General features: G+C 71.7%; 18 protein-coding genes. 5 read left to right on the plus strand and 13 right to left on the minus strand.

What is annotated here, in order from left to right; genetic code table 11:
• Window positions 1-60: 60 nt before the first annotated feature.
• From ASF68_RS15315 to ASF68_RS18530, 6 genes are read right to left on the minus strand one after another with little or no spacing between them, the layout of a single operon-like run.
• A complete protein-coding gene (locus ASF68_RS15315) occupies window positions 61-807 on the minus strand; it encodes an SDR family oxidoreductase (protein ID WP_056012996.1) in 747 nt (248 codons plus the stop codon).
• Entirely contained in the window at window positions 804-1,646 is an 843-nt protein-coding gene (locus ASF68_RS15320) for a class II aldolase/adducin family protein (RefSeq protein ID WP_082498714.1), read from the minus strand. Before ASF68_RS15320 ends, ASF68_RS15315 begins: the two co-directional genes overlap by 4 nt.
• Window positions 1,643-3,124, minus strand: a complete 1,482-nt coding sequence (locus tag ASF68_RS15325; RefSeq protein ID WP_056012999.1) for a rhamnulokinase family protein — start codon at window positions 3,122-3,124, stop codon at window positions 1,643-1,645. The genes ASF68_RS15320 and ASF68_RS15325 overlap by 4 nt, the downstream gene beginning before the upstream one ends.
• Window positions 3,121-4,125: a 1-phosphofructokinase family hexose kinase gene (locus ASF68_RS15330; protein ID WP_056013001.1), complete on the minus strand. Its 1,005-nt coding sequence runs from the start codon at window positions 4,123-4,125 to the stop codon at window positions 3,121-3,123. The genes ASF68_RS15325 and ASF68_RS15330 overlap by 4 nt, the downstream gene beginning before the upstream one ends.
• Window positions 4,122-4,907, minus strand: a complete 786-nt coding sequence (locus ASF68_RS15335) for a DeoR family transcriptional regulator (RefSeq protein ID WP_056013003.1) — start codon at window positions 4,905-4,907, stop codon at window positions 4,122-4,124. The genes ASF68_RS15330 and ASF68_RS15335 overlap by 4 nt, the downstream gene beginning before the upstream one ends.
• The gene (locus ASF68_RS18530) at window positions 4,904-6,493 is read right to left on the minus strand and encodes an FGGY-family carbohydrate kinase (RefSeq protein WP_056013006.1); all 1,590 of its coding nucleotides are present in this window, start codon (window positions 6,491-6,493) and stop codon (window positions 4,904-4,906) included. Before ASF68_RS18530 ends, ASF68_RS15335 begins: the two co-directional genes overlap by 4 nt.
• A gap of 132 nt (window positions 6,494-6,625) precedes the next feature.
• Between ASF68_RS18530 and ASF68_RS18825 the strand changes: the two genes are divergently transcribed.
• Both ASF68_RS18825 and ASF68_RS15350 read left to right on the plus strand, forming a co-directional pair.
• Window positions 6,626-7,396, plus strand: coding sequence for a DeoR/GlpR family DNA-binding transcription regulator (locus ASF68_RS18825; RefSeq protein WP_056013009.1), 771 nt, complete (start codon window positions 6,626-6,628; stop codon window positions 7,394-7,396).
• Between the two features lie 55 nt (window positions 7,397-7,451).
• Entirely contained in the window at window positions 7,452-8,270 is an 819-nt protein-coding gene (locus tag ASF68_RS15350) for a class II fructose-bisphosphate aldolase (RefSeq protein ID WP_056013010.1), read from the plus strand.
• A gap of 38 nt (window positions 8,271-8,308) precedes the next feature.
• On the opposite strand, the gene ASF68_RS15355 is transcribed toward ASF68_RS15350, so the two are convergent.
• The 6 genes from ASF68_RS15355 to ASF68_RS15380 all read right to left on the minus strand — a co-directional run bounded on the left by ASF68_RS15355 (window position 8,309) and on the right by ASF68_RS15380 (window position 13,955).
• Window positions 8,309-8,608 carry a hypothetical protein gene (locus ASF68_RS15355; protein WP_056013012.1) on the minus strand — a complete coding sequence of 100 codons (300 nt, stop codon included), beginning with the start codon at window positions 8,606-8,608 and terminating at the stop codon, window positions 8,309-8,311.
• Between the two features lie 150 nt (window positions 8,609-8,758).
• Window positions 8,759-9,754 carry an ABC transporter substrate-binding protein gene (locus tag ASF68_RS15360; RefSeq protein WP_056013014.1) on the minus strand — a complete coding sequence of 332 codons (996 nt, stop codon included), beginning with the start codon at window positions 9,752-9,754 and terminating at the stop codon, window positions 8,759-8,761.
• A 71-nt stretch (window positions 9,755-9,825) separates the two neighbouring features.
• Window positions 9,826-10,911 carry an ABC transporter permease gene (locus tag ASF68_RS15365; protein ID WP_056013017.1) on the minus strand — a complete coding sequence of 362 codons (1,086 nt, stop codon included), beginning with the start codon at window positions 10,909-10,911 and terminating at the stop codon, window positions 9,826-9,828.
• Window positions 10,908-11,669, minus strand: a complete 762-nt coding sequence (locus ASF68_RS15370; protein WP_056013020.1) for an ATP-binding cassette domain-containing protein — start codon at window positions 11,667-11,669, stop codon at window positions 10,908-10,910. The genes ASF68_RS15365 and ASF68_RS15370 overlap by 4 nt, the downstream gene beginning before the upstream one ends.
• Window positions 11,670-11,802: 133 nt before the next feature.
• Window positions 11,803-12,897, minus strand: coding sequence for a class I mannose-6-phosphate isomerase (locus ASF68_RS15375; RefSeq protein WP_056013021.1), 1,095 nt, complete (start codon window positions 12,895-12,897; stop codon window positions 11,803-11,805).
• A complete protein-coding gene (locus ASF68_RS15380; RefSeq protein ID WP_056013025.1) occupies window positions 12,894-13,955 on the minus strand; it encodes a LacI family DNA-binding transcriptional regulator in 1,062 nt (353 codons plus the stop codon). The genes ASF68_RS15375 and ASF68_RS15380 overlap by 4 nt, the downstream gene beginning before the upstream one ends.
• A gap of 332 nt (window positions 13,956-14,287) precedes the next feature.
• Between ASF68_RS15380 and ASF68_RS18535 the strand changes: the two genes are divergently transcribed.
• The 3 genes from ASF68_RS18535 to ASF68_RS19420 all read left to right on the plus strand — a co-directional run bounded on the left by ASF68_RS18535 (window position 14,288) and on the right by ASF68_RS19420 (window position 17,508).
• A complete protein-coding gene (locus ASF68_RS18535) occupies window positions 14,288-15,496 on the plus strand; it encodes an HAD-IA family hydrolase (protein ID WP_082498716.1) in 1,209 nt (402 codons plus the stop codon).
• Window positions 15,497-15,918: 422 nt separating this feature from the next.
• Window positions 15,919-16,200 (plus strand): hypothetical protein (locus ASF68_RS19250; RefSeq protein WP_235526842.1); only part of this gene is annotated, 282 nt, incomplete at its 3' end.
• 99 nt (window positions 16,201-16,299) lie between these two features.
• Complete coding sequence (locus ASF68_RS19420; protein ID WP_369796509.1) at window positions 16,300-17,508, plus strand: DUF222 domain-containing protein; 1,209 nt, start codon at window positions 16,300-16,302, stop codon at window positions 17,506-17,508.
• Window positions 17,509-17,812: 304 nt separating this feature from the next.
• Here the strand turns inward: ASF68_RS19420 and ASF68_RS15395 are convergent, their stop codons facing one another.
• Entirely contained in the window at window positions 17,813-19,306 is a 1,494-nt protein-coding gene (locus ASF68_RS15395; RefSeq protein ID WP_056013031.1) for a mannitol dehydrogenase family protein, read from the minus strand.
• Window positions 19,307-19,339 lie beyond the last annotated feature (33 nt).

The raw sequence follows: 19,339 nt of genomic DNA on the forward strand, positions 1-19,339 counted from the left end.
CCCTGCTGGTGGGTGGCTGGTGGATGGAGGTGTGGCTGGAGATCGGTCCGGGCACGGCGGTCAGATCTCCTGGTCCGTCGGGAGGATCACGAGGTCGCGGATGGTGACGTGGCGGGGGCGGGTGAGCATGAAGAGCACCGCGTCGGCCACATCCTCCGAGCGGATGCCGGTCCGTGCAGCGACCTGGTCCTCCACGCCGGAAGCGCCCTCCGCGATCCCCCACAGCTCGTTGAGCACCACGCCGGGGGCGACCGCGCCCATCCGCACCCCCGACCCGACGAGGTTCCGCCGGGTGGTGTGGACGAACGACTGCATGGCGTGTTTCGTGGCGGAGTACACCGGCTCCCAGTGGATGTCCTGGTGGCCCGACACCGAGCTCGTCACGAGGACGTCGCCGGAGCCCTGCCCGATGAGGTGGGGCAGCGCGGCCCGCACGGTCGCCATCGCGCCCAGGACGTTGACGCCGACGAGCTCCTGGATCGCCGTCATCGGGGTGTCGGCGACGTCGCCGCCGACGTAGAGCCCAGCGTTCGCGAGGACGATGTCGAGGCGACCGAGGGCGGCGAGGGCGAGCGCGACGGCCTGGTCCGAGACGGCGGGATCGGCGAGGTCGCCGGCGAGGAACACGCTCTCGGTCGGGAGGGCGTCGGCGACGGCCGAGAGCCGCTCGGTGGAGCGACCGACGAGGACGGTGCGCACGCCCACCGCCGCGAGCGCCTGCGCGTACGACCGGCCGATGCCGGAGGAGGCACCGGTGATGATGGCGACCTGCCCGGCGAGGTCGATGGTGCCGTTCGGTCCGGTCATGCGTCGGCCCCGTCCTGTGCCGTCGTGGCACGGTTCGTCGTCGGTCCCGGCGACGCCAGGGCGGCGCGCCGGAGGAGTTCGTCGGGTCGCGTGTCGATCCGCGCGACCGCGTCGTCGTCGAGGTACACGGGGCCGCCCACCGCCAGCGCGCCGAGGAGCACCTGGGCGACCTTGACCGCCATCTCGGTGATCCGCAGGACCTCTGCGCTGTCGGATCCGAGCGCGAACATGCCGTGGTTGCGCAGGTAGACGACCTTGGGCACCCGGCCGGTCGCCTCGATCCGCTCGCGCAGGAGGCGTCGGACCACGCGGGCGAGCCCCAGCCCCGGGTCGACGTAGGGCACGAGCAGCGGATCGGGGCCGAGCACGACGATCTGGTCGGGGAACAGCGAGCCGCGGGTCAACGCCTCCGCCGACACCGAGCAGAGGAGCGCGTTGACGGGGACGGGATGGGTGTGACCGACCGCGGCGACGCCGGGCAGATCGAGACAGACGGCGTGGAGGATGGCCTCGACGGAGGGCCGTCTGCCGTTCCCGGCACTGGCCGCCGCGTCGAAGAGCGCACCGACCTCGGCGTCGCCTCCCGTGTCGGCGTCGACGAGCTCGAGGACGGACGGAAGCTCCAACCGGACGGCGTCGTCGGGGGTCGCCGTGGCCATCGACGTGCCACTCGCCTTCACGAGCATCGTCGGGGTGTCGGCGCCCGGGAGCAGGAGCGAGGTGTTGCCCTCGGCGAGCAGCGCCCACGCACGATCCGGGTGGCCGAGTTCCCGGGAGAAGGTCGCGAGCCGTGCACGCGGCTCGGCCTCGGTCTCCTGCCGGTCGGTGGGGTGTGTCATGTCGGTCCCTGTCCCTGATCGTCGGCGGGGTCGTCGCGGTGACCGCGGTACACGGCGTCGAGCGACGGAGCGCGGCCGGCGGCCACGAGTTGCACGGCGAGGTTGCCGAGCGCCGAGGCCTCCACGGGGCCGGCGGTCACCGGCAGGCCCGTCAGCTCCGCGGTGCGCGCGCAGAGCAGCCGGTTGCGGGATCCGCCGCCGACGATGCGGACCGAACGGATCGGGACGCCGGTCAGGGCCGCAGCGGCCCGACCGGTCGCGGCGTACGCGGCGGCGAGGCTCTCGATGACGCTGCGGACGAGGTCCACGCGACCGCTCGGCGGGGTCCCTCCGGCCGCTCGGCAGAGCGCCGTGATGCGGGCCGGCATGTCGCCGGGGACGAGGAGTCCGGGGTCGGCGACGTCGAACACCGTCGGTGGGACGGCCTCGGCCGACTCGGCGGCCGCCGTCGCCGCGGCGACGAGCGCCACCGGGTCGACGACGTGTCCGTCCTCCTCCGACCAGGCCCGCGCGCACTCGGTGAGCAGCCACATCCCCGAGAGGTTGCGGAGGAGGAGCGACGATCCCGCGGCGCCCGCCTCGTTCGTGAAGCCGGCCAGCCGCGCCGGTTCACTGAGGACCGGCTCGGCGAGACACACGCCGGCGAGCGACCAGCTGCCGCTCGAGACGAGCAGCTCGGCGCCGTCCGGGCGGGCGAACGCGAGCGCCGACGCCGTGTCGTGCTCGGCGACCCGGTGGACGGGGATCGCGGCGCGCGCGCCCAGACGAGCGGTGATCTCGGGGGTCGTCGAGCCGACCAGGGTGCCCGGTGCGACCACGGGCGGGTAACGGAATCCGCCGAGCCCCCACCGCTCGACGAGCGATCCCGCCCAGTCGCCGGAGCGCTGGTCGAGCAGCTGGGTCGTGGAGGCGATCGTGCGCTCGGCACCGACGACGCCGGTGAGCAGCCAGACCCAGAGGTCGGGGACGAGCAGGACGGTCGGTGCCTCGGTCGTCGGCGGTCCGGCCTTCGAGCCCGCAGCGAGCGACCGGAGCTGGAAGGCGGTGTTGATCGGGTGTTCGATCACGCCGGTGACCGCGTACGCCGCGGCGGGGTCGACGAGGGCGGCGGCGCGCTCCGGCTCGTGCTCGTCGGCACCGCGGTGGTGCCGGACCTCGGGGACGGACGAGGCACGACGCGAGGTGCCCAGAACGGGCAGGCCGACATCGACACCCCAGCTGTCGATCCCGATGCCGTCGAGCGCGCCACCCGCCGCCTCCGCGTGCCGGACCGCCACTGCGAGGCCGATCAGCGTCTCCTCGAACAACCGCTCGGCGTCCCACACGAGCCGTCCGTCGCGCACGACCGGGCCGTTCGGGAAGCGGTGCACCTCGACGAGCCGGAGATGCTCGCCCTCCCACCGCCCGAGGATGACACGACCGCTCGACGCACCGAGGTCGACGGCGGCGTGGAAGCTCGGGACGGTGGACGCGGTCATCGCGGCTCGACCTCCGACCGCGGTGGTGTCGCCGGTTCACGCAGGGGCGTCGCCGGGTCGGGGTCGCGGACGGCGATCGGGAGCGGTGCACCGTCGAGCGAGGTGAGGACCGTCGTCGCGCTCGACACCGCGAGCGCGCCCCAGGCGGCGGCCGTCGCGACGGCGGTCGCCGGATCGTCCTGCCCGTCCGGCCCGCGGAGGCCGACGAGGAAGCCGGCGAGCGAGGCGTCTCCGGCACCGGCGGTGTTGACCACGGTCGCCGCGGTGTGGGCGTGCCACAGGCCGGCGGACGACCGCACGAGCGCACCGTCGGCCCCCATGCTCACGTAGACGAGGTCGCAGCCGGCCCGGTGCAACTCGTCCGCAGCGTCGGCGACGTCACCGACCGTCAGCAACTCCCGGCCGGTGAGTTCGGCGAGTTCGTGGGCGTTCGGTTTGAGCAGGTGCACCAGATCGAGGTTCGCGACGGCGGTCTCGAGGGCCACGCCGGCGGTGTCCACGGCGACGCGCGCTCCGCGACCCGCGGCCGCCCGGAGCAGCTCGAGGATGTCGACGAGTCCGCCGCCCTCCGCGACCGTGGGGATCGTCCCGGAGAGGACCAGCCAGTCCGCGCCGATCCGGTCGATCTCGCGCACCGACGCCGCGACGACCGCGGCCCAGTCCGCGGCCCGCAACGGGATCGCGGGCTCGTTGACCTTGGTCGTGCCGGTCGCGTCGTCGAGGATCGTCGTGTTCACCCGGGTCCGTCCGTCGGTCGGGACCACGGCGAGGAGGGGCTGCAGGGCGGGGTCGGCGGCGAGGATCCGGCCGTCCTCCCCCATCGGCACGACGGCTCGGACGGGCAACCGGGACAGGGTCACGGCCCTGGCGACGTTGACACCCTTCCCGCTCAGCTCGGTCGAGACGCCGACCGCCCGGTTGACGTCGCCGAGGCGCAGCCCGTCGACGCGGTAGGTCTGGTCGATCGCGGCCGCCGGCGTGACGGTCACGATGCCGCTCATGCGCCGACCCCGATCGTCTCGACACGGACGCCGGTCGTGAGGAGGGCGTCGAGGGTCGGTTCGTCGACGCCGTGATGCACCACCGCCACGTCGAGGCGGGCGGCCGGGACGGACGCCGCGAGGCCGTCAGCCCCGAACGTCGCGGGGTCGCCCAGCAGGATCGCCGTGGAGGCGAGTTCGACCGCGGCCGCGACGACCGCCGCCTCCTCCGGCGAGGCGTGGAGCAGTCGGCCGTCCGCGGAGACACCGAGCGCCTCGACGACCGCGACGTCGAGGCGGAGGCCGGCGAGCTGCTCGCGCGCCCAGGCGCCGGTGAGGACACCGCGCCCGTCCGCCGTCCCGCCGACGAGGTGGACGACGGCCGATTCCTCGGCAGCGGCCGCGGCCAGCGCGACCGGCACCGAACCGGTCACGATGACGGTCCCGGCGGTCGTCGCGAGGCCGGCGGCGAGCGCCTCGCAGGCGGATCCCGCGCCGAGGAAGACCGCTGAGCCGGGATCGACCAGGGTCCTCGCCCGCGCGGCGAGCGCACCGGACGCCCCGGAGTCCTGGCCCGGGTCGAGGTCGACCCGCACCGCACCGCCGTGCGCGCGTCGGAGGCGTCCGTCGAGTTCGAGGACGCGGAGGTCGCGTCGGATCGTCTCCTCGGTCACGCCGAGGCTTGCGGCGAGCACGCCGACCTCGACCCGCCCGTCCTGATCGAGTCGGGTGAGGATCTCCCGCCGCCGGTCGTCCACCGGGCTGGACGTGGCCGTGCCACGACCGCCGACGGAGGCGCTCATCGTCCCACCCCGGCACGGTCGTCACGTTCGGACGCCGGACCGTCGGGGCTCGACTCCTCGCCCCGCCGTCGCCACCAGGGGCCGATGGCCTCGACGAGCTCGTCGAACGCGGTTCCGACTCCGGCCCAGTAGGCGGCCGAGGCGTCCGTCGGCAGGACGGCGGGTGCGTGTCGGACGACGTCGTGCTGGGCCTGTTCCACTGACGGCAGGAGCCCGGTCGCGACCCCGGCGACGATCGCGGCGCCGAGGGCACCTGCCTCCTCGGAGTCGACGACCGTCACCGGCGCTCGAAGCGCGTTGGCCACGAGTTGCACGTACAGCGGCGACCGCGCGAGGCCACCGCCGAGGACGATCGGTTCATCCCACCGGAACCGTTCGCCGAGCGCCCGGGTGTGCCAGCGGTGCATGAGCACGATGCCCTCGAGGGCTCCGCGCAGCACATGCGCCCGGGTGTGCCAGTCACGGACGCCGGCGAGCGTGGCAGACGCTTCGGCGCCGAGCGGCGAGTCCGATTGGAAGGGCAGCACGAGCGGCACCTGCTCCTCCGGAGGGAGCGCCGCGGCCTCGGCGATCAGCGCGTCGCGGCCGGTGGCGTCGGTCACGCCGAGCAGCCGGAGCGTCCAGTCGAAGGAGGGCGATGCGGTCGCCGAGGTGGACATCGCGATCCGCAGGTCCGGGGTGATCGAGAGGCGGGACTGCCACCGCGGGTCCACGTCGGGCCGGGTCGTCGTCACACCGTTGGTGCTGAACGAGCCGGCCACGAGGGCGAGCCGCCCGGGGACGAGCGCTCCCATGCCGATCGACGAGGCCTGCACGTCGTGGAGCCCCGAGACGACCGGCGTCCCGGCGACGAGGCCCGTGCTCGCGGCGGCCGCTGGGAGTACCCGCCCGACGATCGTGCCGCTCGGGTTGATCGGCGGCAGCAGGCGGAGCAGTTCGGCGGGCAGGCCGTAGGCGTCGAGGACCTCGGCGCTCCAGGTGGCGGTCCCGACGTCCAGGAAGGAGGCGCAGGCGTCGGAGTAGTCGGTGGAGATCTCACCGGTGAGCCGCAGGCGGACCACGTCCTTGCAGAAGAGCATCGCGTCCGCCTGCTCGACGCGTTCCGGGTCGTGCCGGAGCAGCCAGCGGAGGAGGTTGCCGGCGGCGCCCGGCGTCGGCAGCTGTCCGGAGCGTTCGAGCACCACGCGCAGCCGGTCCGGATCGGCCGCGAGTTCAGCGGCCTCGACGTGCGCCCGGGAGTCCATCGCCGTGATGGCCGGGCCGACGGGCGCTCCCGCAGCGGTCACGAGGTGCAGGCCGTCGCCGTGGCCCGTGATCCCGACGGCGGCGACCAGGTTCGGGTCGACACCCGCCGTCGCCATCACCTCCGAGACCGCGTCGGCGACCGCGGCCCACAGGGCGTCCTGCGACCGCTCGGCGTGCCGGGCGACCGGACGGTCGACGGGGCTCGCGCGCCGAGCGACGGCGACCGGCCGCAACCGCTCGTCGTGCAGGACGGCCTTGACGGCGGTCTGCCCGACGTCGATCCCGAGCAGGAACCGCGACCCCGACTCGTGGGGTGCGCTGTGCGGCCCGTGCTCAGCCATCGGCGGCCTTCCGTTCGTCGTCATCGTCGTCGTCGGGTGCGCCCGATCATGTTGATCTTTGCACCGATCCCACCGAATCGGAAGGGATATCGGACAGATTCGGATACGCTGGCCGGACCGGACGGAGGAGTCATGTACCCAGCAGAGCGTCACGCCGCGATCCTCGCGGGCGCCCGCCACGGCGACGGTGCTCTGTTGGTCGCCGAGCTGAGCAGCCGACTCGGCGTCACGCCGGAGACCATCCGGCGCGACCTCGCGGTGCTCGAGCGACAGGGGCTCATCCGCCGCCACCATGGTGGCGCGGTCCTCACCCGACGATCCGCATTCGAGCCCAGCCTCCAACGACGCCGCGAGGGCGAGCGCATCGAGCGCGCCGCCGTCGCCCGGCTCGTCGTCGAGCAGCTCCCCGCGGAAGGGGTCGTCCTCCTCGACTCCGGCGCGATGACCCTCGAGGTCGCCGCACTCCTCCCCCACGCCAGCCGACTCCTCGTGGTGACGAACAGCCTGCCGATCGTGGCCCTGCTCGGTGGCCGACCGCGACTCACCGTGCTCGCCCTGCCCGGACGGGTCCGCGCCGTCACGCAGGCGACCGTCGGCGCGTGGACCGTCGAACGGCTGTCGGGCCTCCATGCCGACGTCGCCGTGCTCGGCGCCAACGGGGTTGGGCTCACCGCCGGAGCCACGACGACCCTGCCCGAGGAGGCCGAGGTGAAGCGGGCGATGCTCGCTATCTCCAGGCGACGCATCCTCGCCGTCACCGCCGCGAAGTTCGGCACCACCTCGTTCCACCGCGCCGCGGGGCTCGACGAGTTCGACCAGATCGTGACCGACGACGGGATCGACCCTGACACCGTCGACGCGCTCGCCGAGAGCGGTCCCGAGCTGCTGCTGGCCACCACCTGACCATCCACACCGGCACCGGGTTGATCGTCCCGTGTGCATCCCGAGAGGAACCACCATGACGCTCGTCTCCACCGCCGCGCTCCTCGACGCGCAGCGCGCCGTGCTCGCCTTCAACGTCGTCCAGCTCGAACACGGCGAGGCCATCCTCCGCGGCGCCGAGCTCGCGGGCCGGGGCGTCATCCTGCAGGTCTCGGAGAACGCGGCGAAGTACCACGGCGGCCTCGCACCGATCGGGCTCGCGAGCCTGGAGCTCGCACGTGGGACCGGTACCGCGACGGCCGTCCACCTCGATCACGCCGAGGACGAAGCGCTCGTGGAGGAGGCGGTCCGGCTCGGCTTCACCTCGGTCATGTTCGACGCCGCGACCTTGCCCGACGCCGAGAACCGCGAACGCACCGCAGCGGTCGCCCGGGCGGCTCAGGCGCAGGGGGTCTGGGTCGAGGCCGAACTCGGGGCGATCGGTGGCAAGGGTGGCGCGCACACGCCCGGCGTCCGCACGGACGTGGACGACGCGGTCGCGTTCGTCGAGGCCACGAGAGTGGACGGGCTCGCGGTCGCGGTCGGCAGCTCGCACGCGATGACGTCGCGGAGCGCGACCCTCGACTTCGGGCTCATCCGAGAACTCGCGTCGGCCGTCCCGGTCCCGCTCGTCCTGCACGGTTCGAGCGGCGTGAGCGATGCGGACCTCGTGCGGGCGGTGGACGCGGGCATGCGGAAGATCAACATCTCGACGCACATCAACGGGATCTTCACCCGCGCCGTGCGCGAACGGTTGGACGCCGACCGCTCGCTCGTCGACCCGCGGAAGTACCTCGGGCCCGCCCGTGACGCCGTCGCCGCCGAGGTCGCGCGGCTCCTCGCCCTCGTCGCCTAGGACTCGTCGCCGACGCGACCGTCAGTCGATCGAGTCGGTCACAACCAGTGGACGATGTCCGGGTCCAGGCAGACCCCGCCGAGGCCCTCGGTGGTGGTGACGCCGTCCGCGAAGCGGACCTCCACGGTTCGTCCCTCCATACGCACGTACTCGGCCCGGAGCCCGAGTCGGAACGGGACGTCGGTCGACGCGGTGGCCGCATGGCTCGCGCGTTCGGGGACCGTGATGACCAGGCGGTGGGCTCGCCCCGCTGCATCCACGATCTCGGCCTCGATCCGTCCCGGAGATTCGTCGGACATCCGCTGCACCGCGGTCGCCGCGACGATCACCTGGGTCATGTCGCGATTCTCGCACCCCGTGGAGGGTGGCGTCGAGGCGGAGCGAATCGCCCGCTCATCGGGAACGGATGCTTCCGGACGCAGCGCGACGGCGCCGGAGCTCGAAGCTCCGACGCCGTCGCGGTCTGTCGTGCGGGGTGGCCTTCGGGCCTAGCCGCACTTGGACTGGTAGACGGCATCCTTCGCGTCGCCGTCGACGTTGTCCTTGGTGATGATGGTGAAGCCGGTCTCGATCTTGGCCTCGACCTTGTCACCGTTGAGGGCCGCGATCGCCTGGGCGACGCCGTCCTTGCCGATGGTGGCCGGCTCCTGAGCGACGAGCGCCTGGACGGTGCCCTCCTTCAGCTGCTTGACCTGGGCGGGACCCGCGTCGAACCCGACGATGGTGACCGAGTCCTCCTTGCCGGCCTGCTTGACACCGGTCGCGGAACCTTCAGCCGCGAACAGGTTCGCTGCGAAGATGCCCACGATGTCGGGGTCCTTCTGGAGCGCCGCGGTCACGATCTCAGCAGCCGTGGACGGCTCGTTGTGGCTGTACTGCACACCGAGGTCGGTGAACTTGTCATCGCCCTTGACCGCTTCCTGGAAGCCCTCGGCACGGGCGTCCGTGGTCGAGATGCCGGGGTCGACCGAGACCACGAGGACCTTGCCGCCCTCGGGGTGTGCTTCCTTGATCGCGTCGAACGCCGCAGCGCCGCCGCCCTTGTTGTCGCTCGAGATCTGCGAGACCGCGAACGACGGGTCGTCGACCGTGGTGTCGACGAGGACGACCTTGATGCCCGCGTCGGCAGCAGCCTTCAGCGGAGCCTCCATGGCCTTCACATCGGTCGGGGCGACGAGGATCGCGTCCGGCTTCGAGGCGACGACCGAGTCGACGAGCGGCTTCTGCAGCGTCGGGTCGAACTTCTCCGGGCCCTGGGTGGTGACCGTGGCACCGGCGTCCTTCGCCGCCGACTCGATACCGCACTGCATCGAGATGTAGAACTCGTCACCGGCGACACCCTGGATGAACGCGATCTTGTAGCCGTCGGAACCTGCGCCTGCGCTGCTGCCGCCGGAGCTCGCGCCACCGGAACACCCGGTGAGCATGAGGCCTGCCGACGCGCCGAGCGCGAGGACTCCGAGAACTGACTTCTTCCACTTCATTGTGATTACCCGTTTCTCTTGAACTGCTGGACTACTAGGGATGGTGCTGGGGAGGGTCGAACTATTGGGGGCTATTTCTTCTTCCTGCTGACGAGGGCTCGCCAGAAGCTGGTGGATCCGCCGCGGGCTGCGGAGGAACGACGGACCTGGTCGACGTAGACGGCCAGGATGAGGACGGCGCCGACCGCGACCTGCTGCCAGAAGGGCTGCACGCCGGTGATGACGAAGCCGTTCTGGAGGACGGCGGGGATGAACAGACCGACGACGGTGCCGAAGATCGTGCCGTAGCCACCGAACAGCGAGGTGCCACCGATGACGACCGCGGCGATGACGTTCAGGTTCGTCTGCGACTGACCGGCGATCGCGGTCGTGCCGAACTGCGACAGCGACAGGATGCCGGCGAGGCCCGCGAGTCCACCCGAGATGGCGTAGATGCGGATGAGGTGACGGTCGACCTTCACGCCGACGCGTCGCGCCGCCTCTTCGCTCGAGCCCACCGCGTAGGTGTAGAGGCCGAACTTCGTCTTGTGGAGCACGAGGGCGCCGATGATGACGACGACGAGGGCGATGACCGAGATGATCGGGACGGCGCCGAAGATGTTGCCGTAACCGATCGAGTCGGTGAGCACGGACGGCACCTCGCGGATGTCGACACCGCCAGTGAGGATCTGGGCGAGGCCGAGCGCCATGCCGAGGCTACCGAGGGTGACGATCAGCGGCGGCACCTTCGCCTTGGAGATGAGGAGGCCGTTGAACGTGCCCCAGACGATGCCGACACCGATCGACACGAGGATGCCGACGATCGCGGTGCCCCAGTCGTCGCCGCCCATGGCCCGCATCGTCGTCGCGGACACGACGCCCGAGAAGACGAGGACGGAGCCGATGGAGAGGTCGATGCCCGAGGTGATGATGACGTACGTCATGCCGACGCCGAGCACCGCGAGGATCGACGCGTTCTGCACGACGAGCCGCAGGTTCGACAGCTGCGCGAAGGTGTCGGGGGCGATCGCGGAGAAGATCGCGATGACGACGAGGAGGACGATGAAGATCTGGAAGGCCTGCGCCTTGAAGAGCTTCCGGATCGGGGTCTCCCGATCCTTGGCCGTCTCGATGGCGGTCGTCTCCGGCCCCATCTCGGCTTGCTTCACCGCGCTCATGCGACGTTCCTCGTGCTGGCACCGGTCATCAGACCGACGAGTTCTTCCATGTTCGTGTCCTTCGTGTCGACCGTCGCCGCGCGGTGGCCGAGCCGGAGCACCTGCACCCGGTCGGACACCTCCATGACGTGCGGCATCGAGTGGCTGATGAAGACGACCGCGATGCCCTTGTCGCGGACGCGGCGGATCGTCTCGAGGACGTTCTTCGTCTGGCGGACGCCGAGGGCGGCCGTCGGCTCGTCGAGGAAGACGACCTTGTTGGCCCAGTGCACGGCGCGGGCGATGGCGATCGCCTGGCGCTGACCACCGGACATGGCACCGACCGGGTCGGTGAGCGAGCGGACGGTCGCGCCGAGTTCGTCGAAGGCGTGACGCGACTGCTTGCTCATCTCCTTCACGTTCATGAGGCCGAGCAGGCCGCCGAGGCCCGGGCGCATGATCTCGCGGCCGAGGTACACGTTCTGCACGGGGTCGAGGTGCGGGGCGAGGGCGAGGTCCTGGTAGACCGTCTCGATGCCGAGCGAGCTCGACTGCATGGGCGAGGTGAGGGTGATCGGTTCGCCTTCGAACTTGATCACGCCGCTGTCGACCGCGAGGTTGCCGGAGAGGGCCTTGACCAGCGTGGACTTGCCGGCGCCGTTGTCGCCGATGAGGGCGGTGACCTCGCCGGGGTAGACCTCGAAGTCCGCTTCGTCGAGGGCACGGACGTGCCCGAACTGCCGGGTGAGGCCTCTGGCCTCCAAGACGGGAGTCGTCATGTCGTTCTCGTTCCTTTCCAGCCGGTCCCGGTGGACGGGTCCGGCGTGTGGTGGCTGTCGTACCGCCGTTCGGGGCGGTGGTGTGGGGTGTTCGGGTGACTGGTGGTCCTGGGTCCTGCGTTCAGCGGGGGCGTCATCGGATGCCTCCCGCGGTGAGGCTCGCCGGCCAACCGGCTCCGGGTCCTGCGACGAGCACGGTGGCCTCGCCGGTGACGGTCCACGGACCGAACCCGGCGGGCACCGCGAGGACCTCGCCGGCGGACACCGCGACCGGTTCCGCGCCGTCCTCCGGCGTGAGCGACCCGGCGCCGCTGAGCGCGAGGGCGACCGAGAAACCGGCGTCGACGGGGTCGCTGCCGTCCGCGCCCGGTGCGACCGCGAACAGCCGGAAGTAGGGGTCCGCGGCGGCGGGGAGCAGGCTGACGGGCGTGTCCGTCCGGGCGTCGAGGTCGTGCTGGACGACGAGCCCGGCGATCTCCGACTCGGGCAGCGCGGCCGTCGACACCGCCCCCATCACCGTGTCGAAACCGAGCCCGAGGTGGGACTCCTCGCGCGTCGAGGTCGTGACCGACCACTCGAGCAGGATGGAGAGGTCGGTGGGTTCCTGCACCTCGGCGAGGAAGATCCCGCCGTCGATCGCGTGTGCGGTGCCGGCCGGGACGAGGATGCCCATGCCGCGTTCGACGACGATGCGGTTCATGTGGGCGAGCATCCACTCGCTGTCCTGGGCGTCGCGGCGACGGTCGAGTTCCTCGGGGTCGACGTCCTCGCTCCACCCGAGGTGGACGGCCGAACCCGGCTCGGCGTCGAGGATGAACCAGGCCTCCGTCTTGCCGTAGGCGCAGTCGAGGTGCGAGGCCGCGAAGGCGCGGTCGGGGTGCACGTGGACGGGCAGGCGCTGCCTGGCGTCGAGCAGCTTCACGAGGATGCCGGTGTCGGCGGCGTCGGTGCCGTGGTCGCGCCCCGCGCCGGTCCACTGCTCGGGGTCGGCGGCGACGAGGTCGCGGAGGAGGACGCCGTCGACGGTGCGGGCGAGGCCGATGGCACCGCCGGGCTCCTGATCGGCGCGGCTCACCGTGGCACCGAGCCACTCCTCGGGCTGGAACTCGCTCTGCTGCTCGATCCCGCGCAGGGCGGCGATCCGGTCGCCGCCGCGGTAGAAGTGCTCGATGAGGTTCGGTGCGAGTCGCGTGGGCTGGGCGAGCCTCGTGGGCTGGGTCGTGCTCATGCTGCTGGTCCTCCGACCATGGTCGTGGTGGATGCGGTGTCCGCATCGACGGTGTGCTGCCGCATCGGTCCGGCGATCTCGCCGGAACCGCGGGGGACGAGCGAGGTCGGGACGATCCATTCGCGCGGCTCATCCGTCGGTGACTCGCGCAGTTCCAGCAGCCGTTCGATCGCGGCGGTGCCGATGACGAACGGGTCCTGGTTGATGCAGCTGACGGCCGGTCGCAGCACGTCGGCGAGGATGAAATCGCCGAACGCGATGTGCGCCGTCCCCTCGCGCCCGATGCGGTGGAGGGAGGTCGTCAGGCCGATCGCGGCCTTCGCGTTCGAGGCGAAGAAGGCGGTGGGCGGGTCGTCGAGGCCGAGCAGTCGCTCCGTCTCGGCGGCGTAGTCGAGGGAGCCGTCGATGGTCCAGGAGACGAGGGACGGGTCGAGCTCGATGCCGGCCTCCGCCAGCACGTCGGTGTAGCCCTGGTAGCGGCGGCGGATGGTGAGGAAGCGCTCGTCGCGGTCGTAGAACGCGATGCGGGTGTGACCGAGCTCCACGAACTGGCGGATGGCGAGCTGCGTGGCGGCGTAGTCGTCGACCACGACGCTGTCGAAGGCGGCCAGCGGGCGGTCGACGGCGACGACGGGGGTCACGTTCCGGAAGGCTTCGAGGTAGGGCAGCTCCGCGGCGACCGGGGCGATGATCACGCCGGCGACCTGGTGCCCGGCGATGAAGCCGGTGAGCTGGTCGCGTTCGCGACGCTCGTCCAGCCCGGTGCTCGCCACAAGGACGCTGAGGCCCTCCTTGAGCGCGCGGGCCTCGATGGCGCTCACGAGTGAGGCGAAGAAGGGGTCGGCGAGCGAGTCGATGAGCACACCGATCGCGCCACCGGTGCCGGACTTCAACGAGCGGGCGGCCGTGTTGGGCACGTACCCGAGGCGATCAATCGCCTCGAGCACGCGGCTTCTGGTCTCGGGGTGGACGGACGCTTCGCCGTTCACCACTCGCGAGACGGTCTTGATGCTGACGCCGGACTGCGCAGCGACATCCTTGATCCCGGGCGGCCGCATCAGCGGGTCCACCGGTCATGCGACGGAGCGGTTCCGACGGTGCGGTCGGGGTGGAGCGGCAGCGCGTGCGCACCCGTCCGGTTCGGACTGGTCGCGGCGTTCGCGGGGTTGCAGGTGCCCATGGGCTCCACCTCCTGACAGCGTTGTCATCGTTCGGAGTGGTGCAGCTGCAGAACCCCGTCGTTCCTTCGTGCGCTTATACTGACCGCACACCGACAACGTTGTCAAGCAACGTTGTCTGAAAGAGATCAAATTCATTTGGAACTCGCATCGATGAGGCGTTCAGGCCCCTCGGATGTGGGTCGCCACCCCGGAATCATCGAGGAGTCAGCGTGATCGTCGTCGTCGCAGGAGCAGCCGGAAGCGGCAAGACCACCCTCGGACGTGAGCTCGCGCGAGCCCTCCGACTGCCGCTGCTCGACCTCGACACGATCACCAATCCGCTGCTCGACGGCCTCGGCCCGGTCTCCGATCCCGAGGGCGCCGAACCGCGGCACTGGAACGACCCGGTGCTGCGTCCGACGATGCGGCCGGCGCGATACGCGGCGCTCCGCGCGGTCCTCGCCGACCAGCGCGACAGTGGGGTCGGCGCGGTGCTCGTCGCCCCCTTCACCGCGGAACTGCGAGGCGGAGCCGAATGGGAGGCGCTCGTCGAGGCGGCAGGGGTCGTCCCGAAGGTCGTCTGGCTGCACGCTGACGCCGCCACGCTGGCCGCCCGTCGGGCCGAGCGTGGTGCTGAGCGGGACTCGCACATCGTGGACCCGGCGACCGACAACCCACCGGCGATCGAGCACCTGTCGATCGAAGCGGCGTTGTCCACCTCGCAGCAGCTCGCCGCCGTCCAACGTGCGCTCGGCCTCGGACGGACCATCGAGGCGACGGCGCCGATCTTCGGCCAGGTCTTCGCCGCAGGGCTCTTCGACCTCGACGGGACGCTCATCGACTCGACGCCCGCCGTGAACCGGTCCTGGGCGCAGCTCGCCCGCGAGTACGGTCTGGAGGTCGACCTGCTCGCCGAGGGGCACGGCCAGCCCGCGGCCCAGGTGCTCACTGCGAGCTTCCCGCCGGAGCAGGTCGCTGGAGCGCTTGCACGGATCATCGAGATCGAGGCCGAGGAGGTCGCGGACGTCATCGCGCTCCCCGGGGCGGCGGAGGCCCTCGCGGCGCTCGGTGACGATGCGAAGGCGATCGTCACGAGCGGCACCCGACTCATCGCGGGGAACCGGATCGCCGCCGCCGGCCTCGTGCGGCCTGCGGTCGTGGTGACCTTCGACGACGTCACGAAGGGCAAGCCGGATCCGGAACCGTTCCTCCTCGGCCGCTCGCGGCTCGGCATGGAGGCGCAGCCGTGCGTCGTGTTCGAGGACGCACCGGCGGGGCTCGCCGCCGCACGTGCCGCGGGGTGCTGGACGGTCGGGATCGCGGGGACGCACGAGGCGCACGAGCTTGACGCCGACCTCGTCATCGACGGCCTGTTCCAGCTGCGACTCGAACCGGTGGTCGAGGGTGGCTTCCGGCTTGTGCCGGCGTCGCTCGGCTGACCCCGGCCGGTCCTGATCCCTGATCTCTGATCCCGCGACCCGGCCCCTGAGCTTGTCCGGCCCCTGAGGCTGTCGAAGGGCGCACGGGCGACTCCCCTACCCTTCGACAAGCTCAGGGACCCGTGCTTCCCTCGGGCACCGCGGGGGCTGGCAGGCGGAACCGGATCGCGCTCCGAACCCGGCCACTCGGTTCTTGAGCCCGTCGAAGGGCACACGGACGCCCCCATCGTGCTCGAGACCCGACCCATCGGTCCCTGAGCTTGTCGAAGGGCGTTCCGGTCGCCGAATCCGTGACGTGGCATCCCCGGCCCCTGAGCGTGTCGAAGGGCACACCGGCAGACTACACCTGTTGCGTAAAACACCAGGTCCGGGTAACATTCCACTCGAGTTCCAGTGTCGGTGGTCCGTGTTTGGATGGAACCATGACCAGCACCGCACCGAACCCTCTCGTCGCCGCCGCGGCGGGGTTCGATGCCGTGTGGAACGGTGCGCTCGACGCGATCCGTGCCGGCTCGGATGTCGCGGAGCAGCTCGAGAACATGAACGGTGAGGCCCTGTTCCGCGTCCTCGACGAACTCGGTGCCGTGCAACACGCGGTCGAGGTCCTGGCCGCGCGGGTGACCGGGGCGATCGCGCTTCGTCCGTCGCCGACGGGCCGCGACGGGAACCTCGTCCGGGCGGCCGGCTACGCCAACCCTGGCGTGNTGGCCGCGCGGGTGACCGGGGCGATCGCGCTTCGTCCGTCGCCGACGGGCCGCGACGGGAACCTCGTCCGGGCGGCCGGCTACGCCAACCCTGGCGTGATGGTGTCGGAGCGGTGGCGGGTGGCACGTGCCCGTGGTGCGGCCATCGCTGAGGTCGGCGCCGCGATCACCCAGCCCCGCGGGCTGCTCGGCGAGCTGGAGGCGTGCCCGTTCCCGGACATCGCTGCCGCCCTCGACGCCCCGAGTGGCCTCGTCGAACCATCGGCTGAGGTCGAGGCCGCAGACACGCCAGCTACTGGGGCGCCCGGCACACCTCCTGCCCCGCTCAGCGTCGACGGTGCGGCGGTCATCGTCCGCGAACTCCGCAACGCTGGCCGCATCTGCGCCACGGCCGAGCTGCAGGCCGCGACGGTGATCGCGGTCGAGCACGCCGCGCACGCGCCCCTGCAGGACGTCGTCCGGATCGCGAAACTCGTCCGCACCCGCCTCGACCAGGACGGCCGCGAACCCCGCGACGAACTCCTCCGCCGAGCCGAACGCGCCACCCTCCGAGAACTGCCCTCCGGCATGACGCTCCTGCGCGCCGAACTCGCCCCCGAAAGCGCCGCGTTCGTCCGCGCCGGCCTCGACGCCCTCATCGGCGCCGGGCTGCGCCGACCGTCCTTCGTGGACACCGCCGCCGACACCGCCGGCGATCAGCCCGACGGATCCGGCACGCCCATGCCGGAGGGCCTGTCGGTGATCCCCACCGACCGGCGCCGCGCGATCGCCCTCACCGAGATCTTCCGCCACACCGCCGGCTGCAGTGGCGCCGCCACCGAGCTCGCACCCGTGTCCGTCGTCATCCGCGTCGACCACGACACCCTCGAAACCGGCCTCGGCGCAGCCACCATCGACGGCATCGAAGAACCCATCGGCCCTGGAGCCCTCCGGCGCCTCGCCGCGGACGCGAAACTCATCCCCATGGTCCTCGGCGGGCCGTCCCAGGTCCTCGACCTCGGCACCGGTGCCCGCCTCTTCTCCCGCGCCCAGAAAGTCGCCCTCGCTGAACGCGACGGCGGCTGCGCCTGGACCGGCTGCACCCACCCACCATCCTTCACCGAAGCCCACCATCTCGATTGGTGGTCAACAGGTGGCCCAACCGACCTCGAGAACGGCATCCTCCTCTGCCCCTTCCACCACCACCGCATCCACGACGACCACTGGAACATCCAGGTGCGCGACGGCGTCCCCTGGTTCATCCCACCAGGCACCATCGACCGACACCGCACCCCCATCCGCGGCGGACGCATCCGCCTCGCCGCCTGACGCATGGCACCCGTCTGCCCGCAGGCAACCACCCTGCCCTTCGACAAGCTCAGGGACCGGAACTGCCAGCAGAGACGGGGGCCACTCGCTCCCCGCGTCACTCTCGGAAACCAGAGCCCCGGTCCCTGAGCCTGTCGAAGGGCCCACGGACGACCACGCCCTTCGACAGGCTCAGGGACCGGTGCTGCGCTCTGAGACCGGTGGGGCGCTCAGGGACTGGTGCAGCCCTCTGGGACCGCGGACACCCCGCTCAGGGACCGCACCCCGACACACTCGGCGACCGGTCCGGCGCACGCCGCACGGGTCAACCCGCGGCGACGACCTCCTCGACGGCCGCACGCGCACCGACGGCAGCCAGTCGGTCGCGCGCCGCGACGAACGCCTCACGGAGCCGCGCATCCTGGCCGAGGTCTCCGAAGACGACCTCCAGGTCGAGGAACGCCCCGGGCTTCTCGGCTTCCTGAGCGACGGCCGCCTGCAGTTCGGCGAGCCGCCGGTCGACCGGCTGCAGCTCCCGACCATCGTCACCGACACCCTCGATGAACCGACTCCACGCCGCCAGCACGAGCGCCGAGCGCGCGATCCCGCCGCCCGTCCGCAGCTGCTCCCGCACGACCGGAAGCAGGAACTTGGGGATCCGTTCCGACCCGTCGACGATCTGCCGGGCCAGGGTGTCCTTGATCGCCTCACTGCCGAAGCGACGCATCAGCTCCGCGCTGTAGGCGTCGAGGTCGATGCCCGGCACCGGCGCAAGCGTCGGCCTCGCCTCCTCGTGCATGTAGCCGAGGAGGAACCGGGCGAAGAGGTCATCGCGGCAGACGTCATGGACGTACGTCTCCCCCGCGAGCAAGCCCAGGTAGCTCATCGCCTGATGGGAAGCGTTCAGCAGCCGGAGCTTCATCAGCTCGTACGGTTCCACGTCCTCCACCAGCTGCACCCCGACCTGCTCGTACGGCGGACGGCCGTCACTGAAGTCGTCCTCCAACACCCACTGCTCGAACGACTCCGACAGCACCGGCCACCGGTCCTCGATCCCGAACCGCTCCGCGACCATGACCCGCTGCTCGTCGGTCGTCGCCGGGGTGATGCGGTCCACCATTGAGTTCGGGAAGCGCACCTCGGCGGCGATCCAGGCCGCGAGCGACGGGTCGATCCGCTCGGCGAACGCGAGGATCGCCGTGCGGGCGACGTGACCGTTGCCCTGGATGTTGTCGCACGACATGACCGTGAACGGCACCGCCCCCGCGTCCCGACGAGCGCGCAGGCCGGCGGCGATGAATCCGAGCGGGCTCTGCGGCAGCGCACGCGCGGGCAGGCCGTCGAGATCCGCGAGGGTCGCACCGTCGCTCGGCTCGAACGCGCCCGTCGCGTCGTTGACGCCGTAGCCGCCCTCGGTGATCGTGAGCGACACGATCCGGGTCGAGGGATCACTCACCCGGGCCAGGACGGCGGCCGGGTCGTCGGGTGCGAAGAGGTACTCGACGATCGACCCGACCACGCGCGCCTCGGCCTCGCCGTCGGGACTCGTCGTCACGAGCGTGTACAGCCGGTCCTGCGCACCCAGCGCGTCCCGCATCGCGGCATCGCCGGGCAGGGTGCCGACGCCGACAAGCCCCCAGGACGAGTGCTCGGCACCGGGCAGCGCGAGTACCCGGTCGACGAACATCGCCCCGTGGGCACGGTGGAAGGCGCCGACCCCGAAGTGGACAATGCCGGGGCGGACGGCGGAACGGTCGTAGGACGGCACGGCCACCTGCGGGTCGAGGGTGGAGAGGGTGGCGTCGGAGAGCTGGGTCATGGGTGGTGCCTTCTCGTCGGTGAGCGGGTTCCG

The organism is Plantibacter sp. Leaf314, from assembly GCF_001423185.1.
In the GTDB taxonomy this organism is placed as follows: Bacteria; Actinomycetota; Actinomycetes; order Actinomycetales; family Microbacteriaceae; genus Plantibacter.

Coding starts and splice junctions, on each gene's coding strand:
- ASF68_RS15315 (WP_056012996.1), bottom strand. CDS start 807: ATGACCGGACCGAACGGCACCATCGACCTCGCCGGGCAGGTCGCCATC.
- ASF68_RS15320 (WP_082498714.1), bottom strand. CDS start 1,646: ATGACACACCCCACCGACCGGCAGGAGACCGAGGCCGAGCCGCGTGCA.
- ASF68_RS15325 (WP_056012999.1), bottom strand. CDS start 3,124: ATGACCGCGTCCACCGTCCCGAGCTTCCACGCCGCCGTCGACCTCGGT.
- ASF68_RS15330 (WP_056013001.1), bottom strand. CDS start 4,125: ATGAGCGGCATCGTGACCGTCACGCCGGCGGCCGCGATCGACCAGACC.
- ASF68_RS15335 (WP_056013003.1), bottom strand. CDS start 4,907: ATGAGCGCCTCCGTCGGCGGTCGTGGCACGGCCACGTCCAGCCCGGTG.
- ASF68_RS18530 (WP_056013006.1), bottom strand. CDS start 6,493: ATGGCTGAGCACGGGCCGCACAGCGCACCCCACGAGTCGGGGTCGCGG.
- ASF68_RS18825 (WP_056013009.1), top strand. CDS start 6,626: ATGTACCCAGCAGAGCGTCACGCCGCGATCCTCGCGGGCGCCCGCCAC.
- ASF68_RS15350 (WP_056013010.1), top strand. CDS start 7,452: ATGACGCTCGTCTCCACCGCCGCGCTCCTCGACGCGCAGCGCGCCGTG.
- ASF68_RS15355 (WP_056013012.1), bottom strand. CDS start 8,608: ATGACCCAGGTGATCGTCGCGGCGACCGCGGTGCAGCGGATGTCCGAC.
- ASF68_RS15360 (WP_056013014.1), bottom strand. CDS start 9,754: ATGAAGTGGAAGAAGTCAGTTCTCGGAGTCCTCGCGCTCGGCGCGTCG.
- ASF68_RS15365 (WP_056013017.1), bottom strand. CDS start 10,911: ATGAGCGCGGTGAAGCAAGCCGAGATGGGGCCGGAGACGACCGCCATC.
- ASF68_RS15370 (WP_056013020.1), bottom strand. CDS start 11,669: ATGACGACTCCCGTCTTGGAGGCCAGAGGCCTCACCCGGCAGTTCGGG.
- ASF68_RS15375 (WP_056013021.1), bottom strand. CDS start 12,897: ATGAGCACGACCCAGCCCACGAGGCTCGCCCAGCCCACGCGACTCGCA.
- ASF68_RS15380 (WP_056013025.1), bottom strand. CDS start 13,955: ATGCGGCCGCCCGGGATCAAGGATGTCGCTGCGCAGTCCGGCGTCAGC.
- ASF68_RS19420 (WP_369796509.1), top strand. CDS start 16,300: ATGGTGTCGGAGCGGTGGCGGGTGGCACGTGCCCGTGGTGCGGCCATC.
- ASF68_RS15395 (WP_056013031.1), bottom strand. CDS start 19,306: ATGACCCAGCTCTCCGACGCCACCCTCTCCACCCTCGACCCGCAGGTG.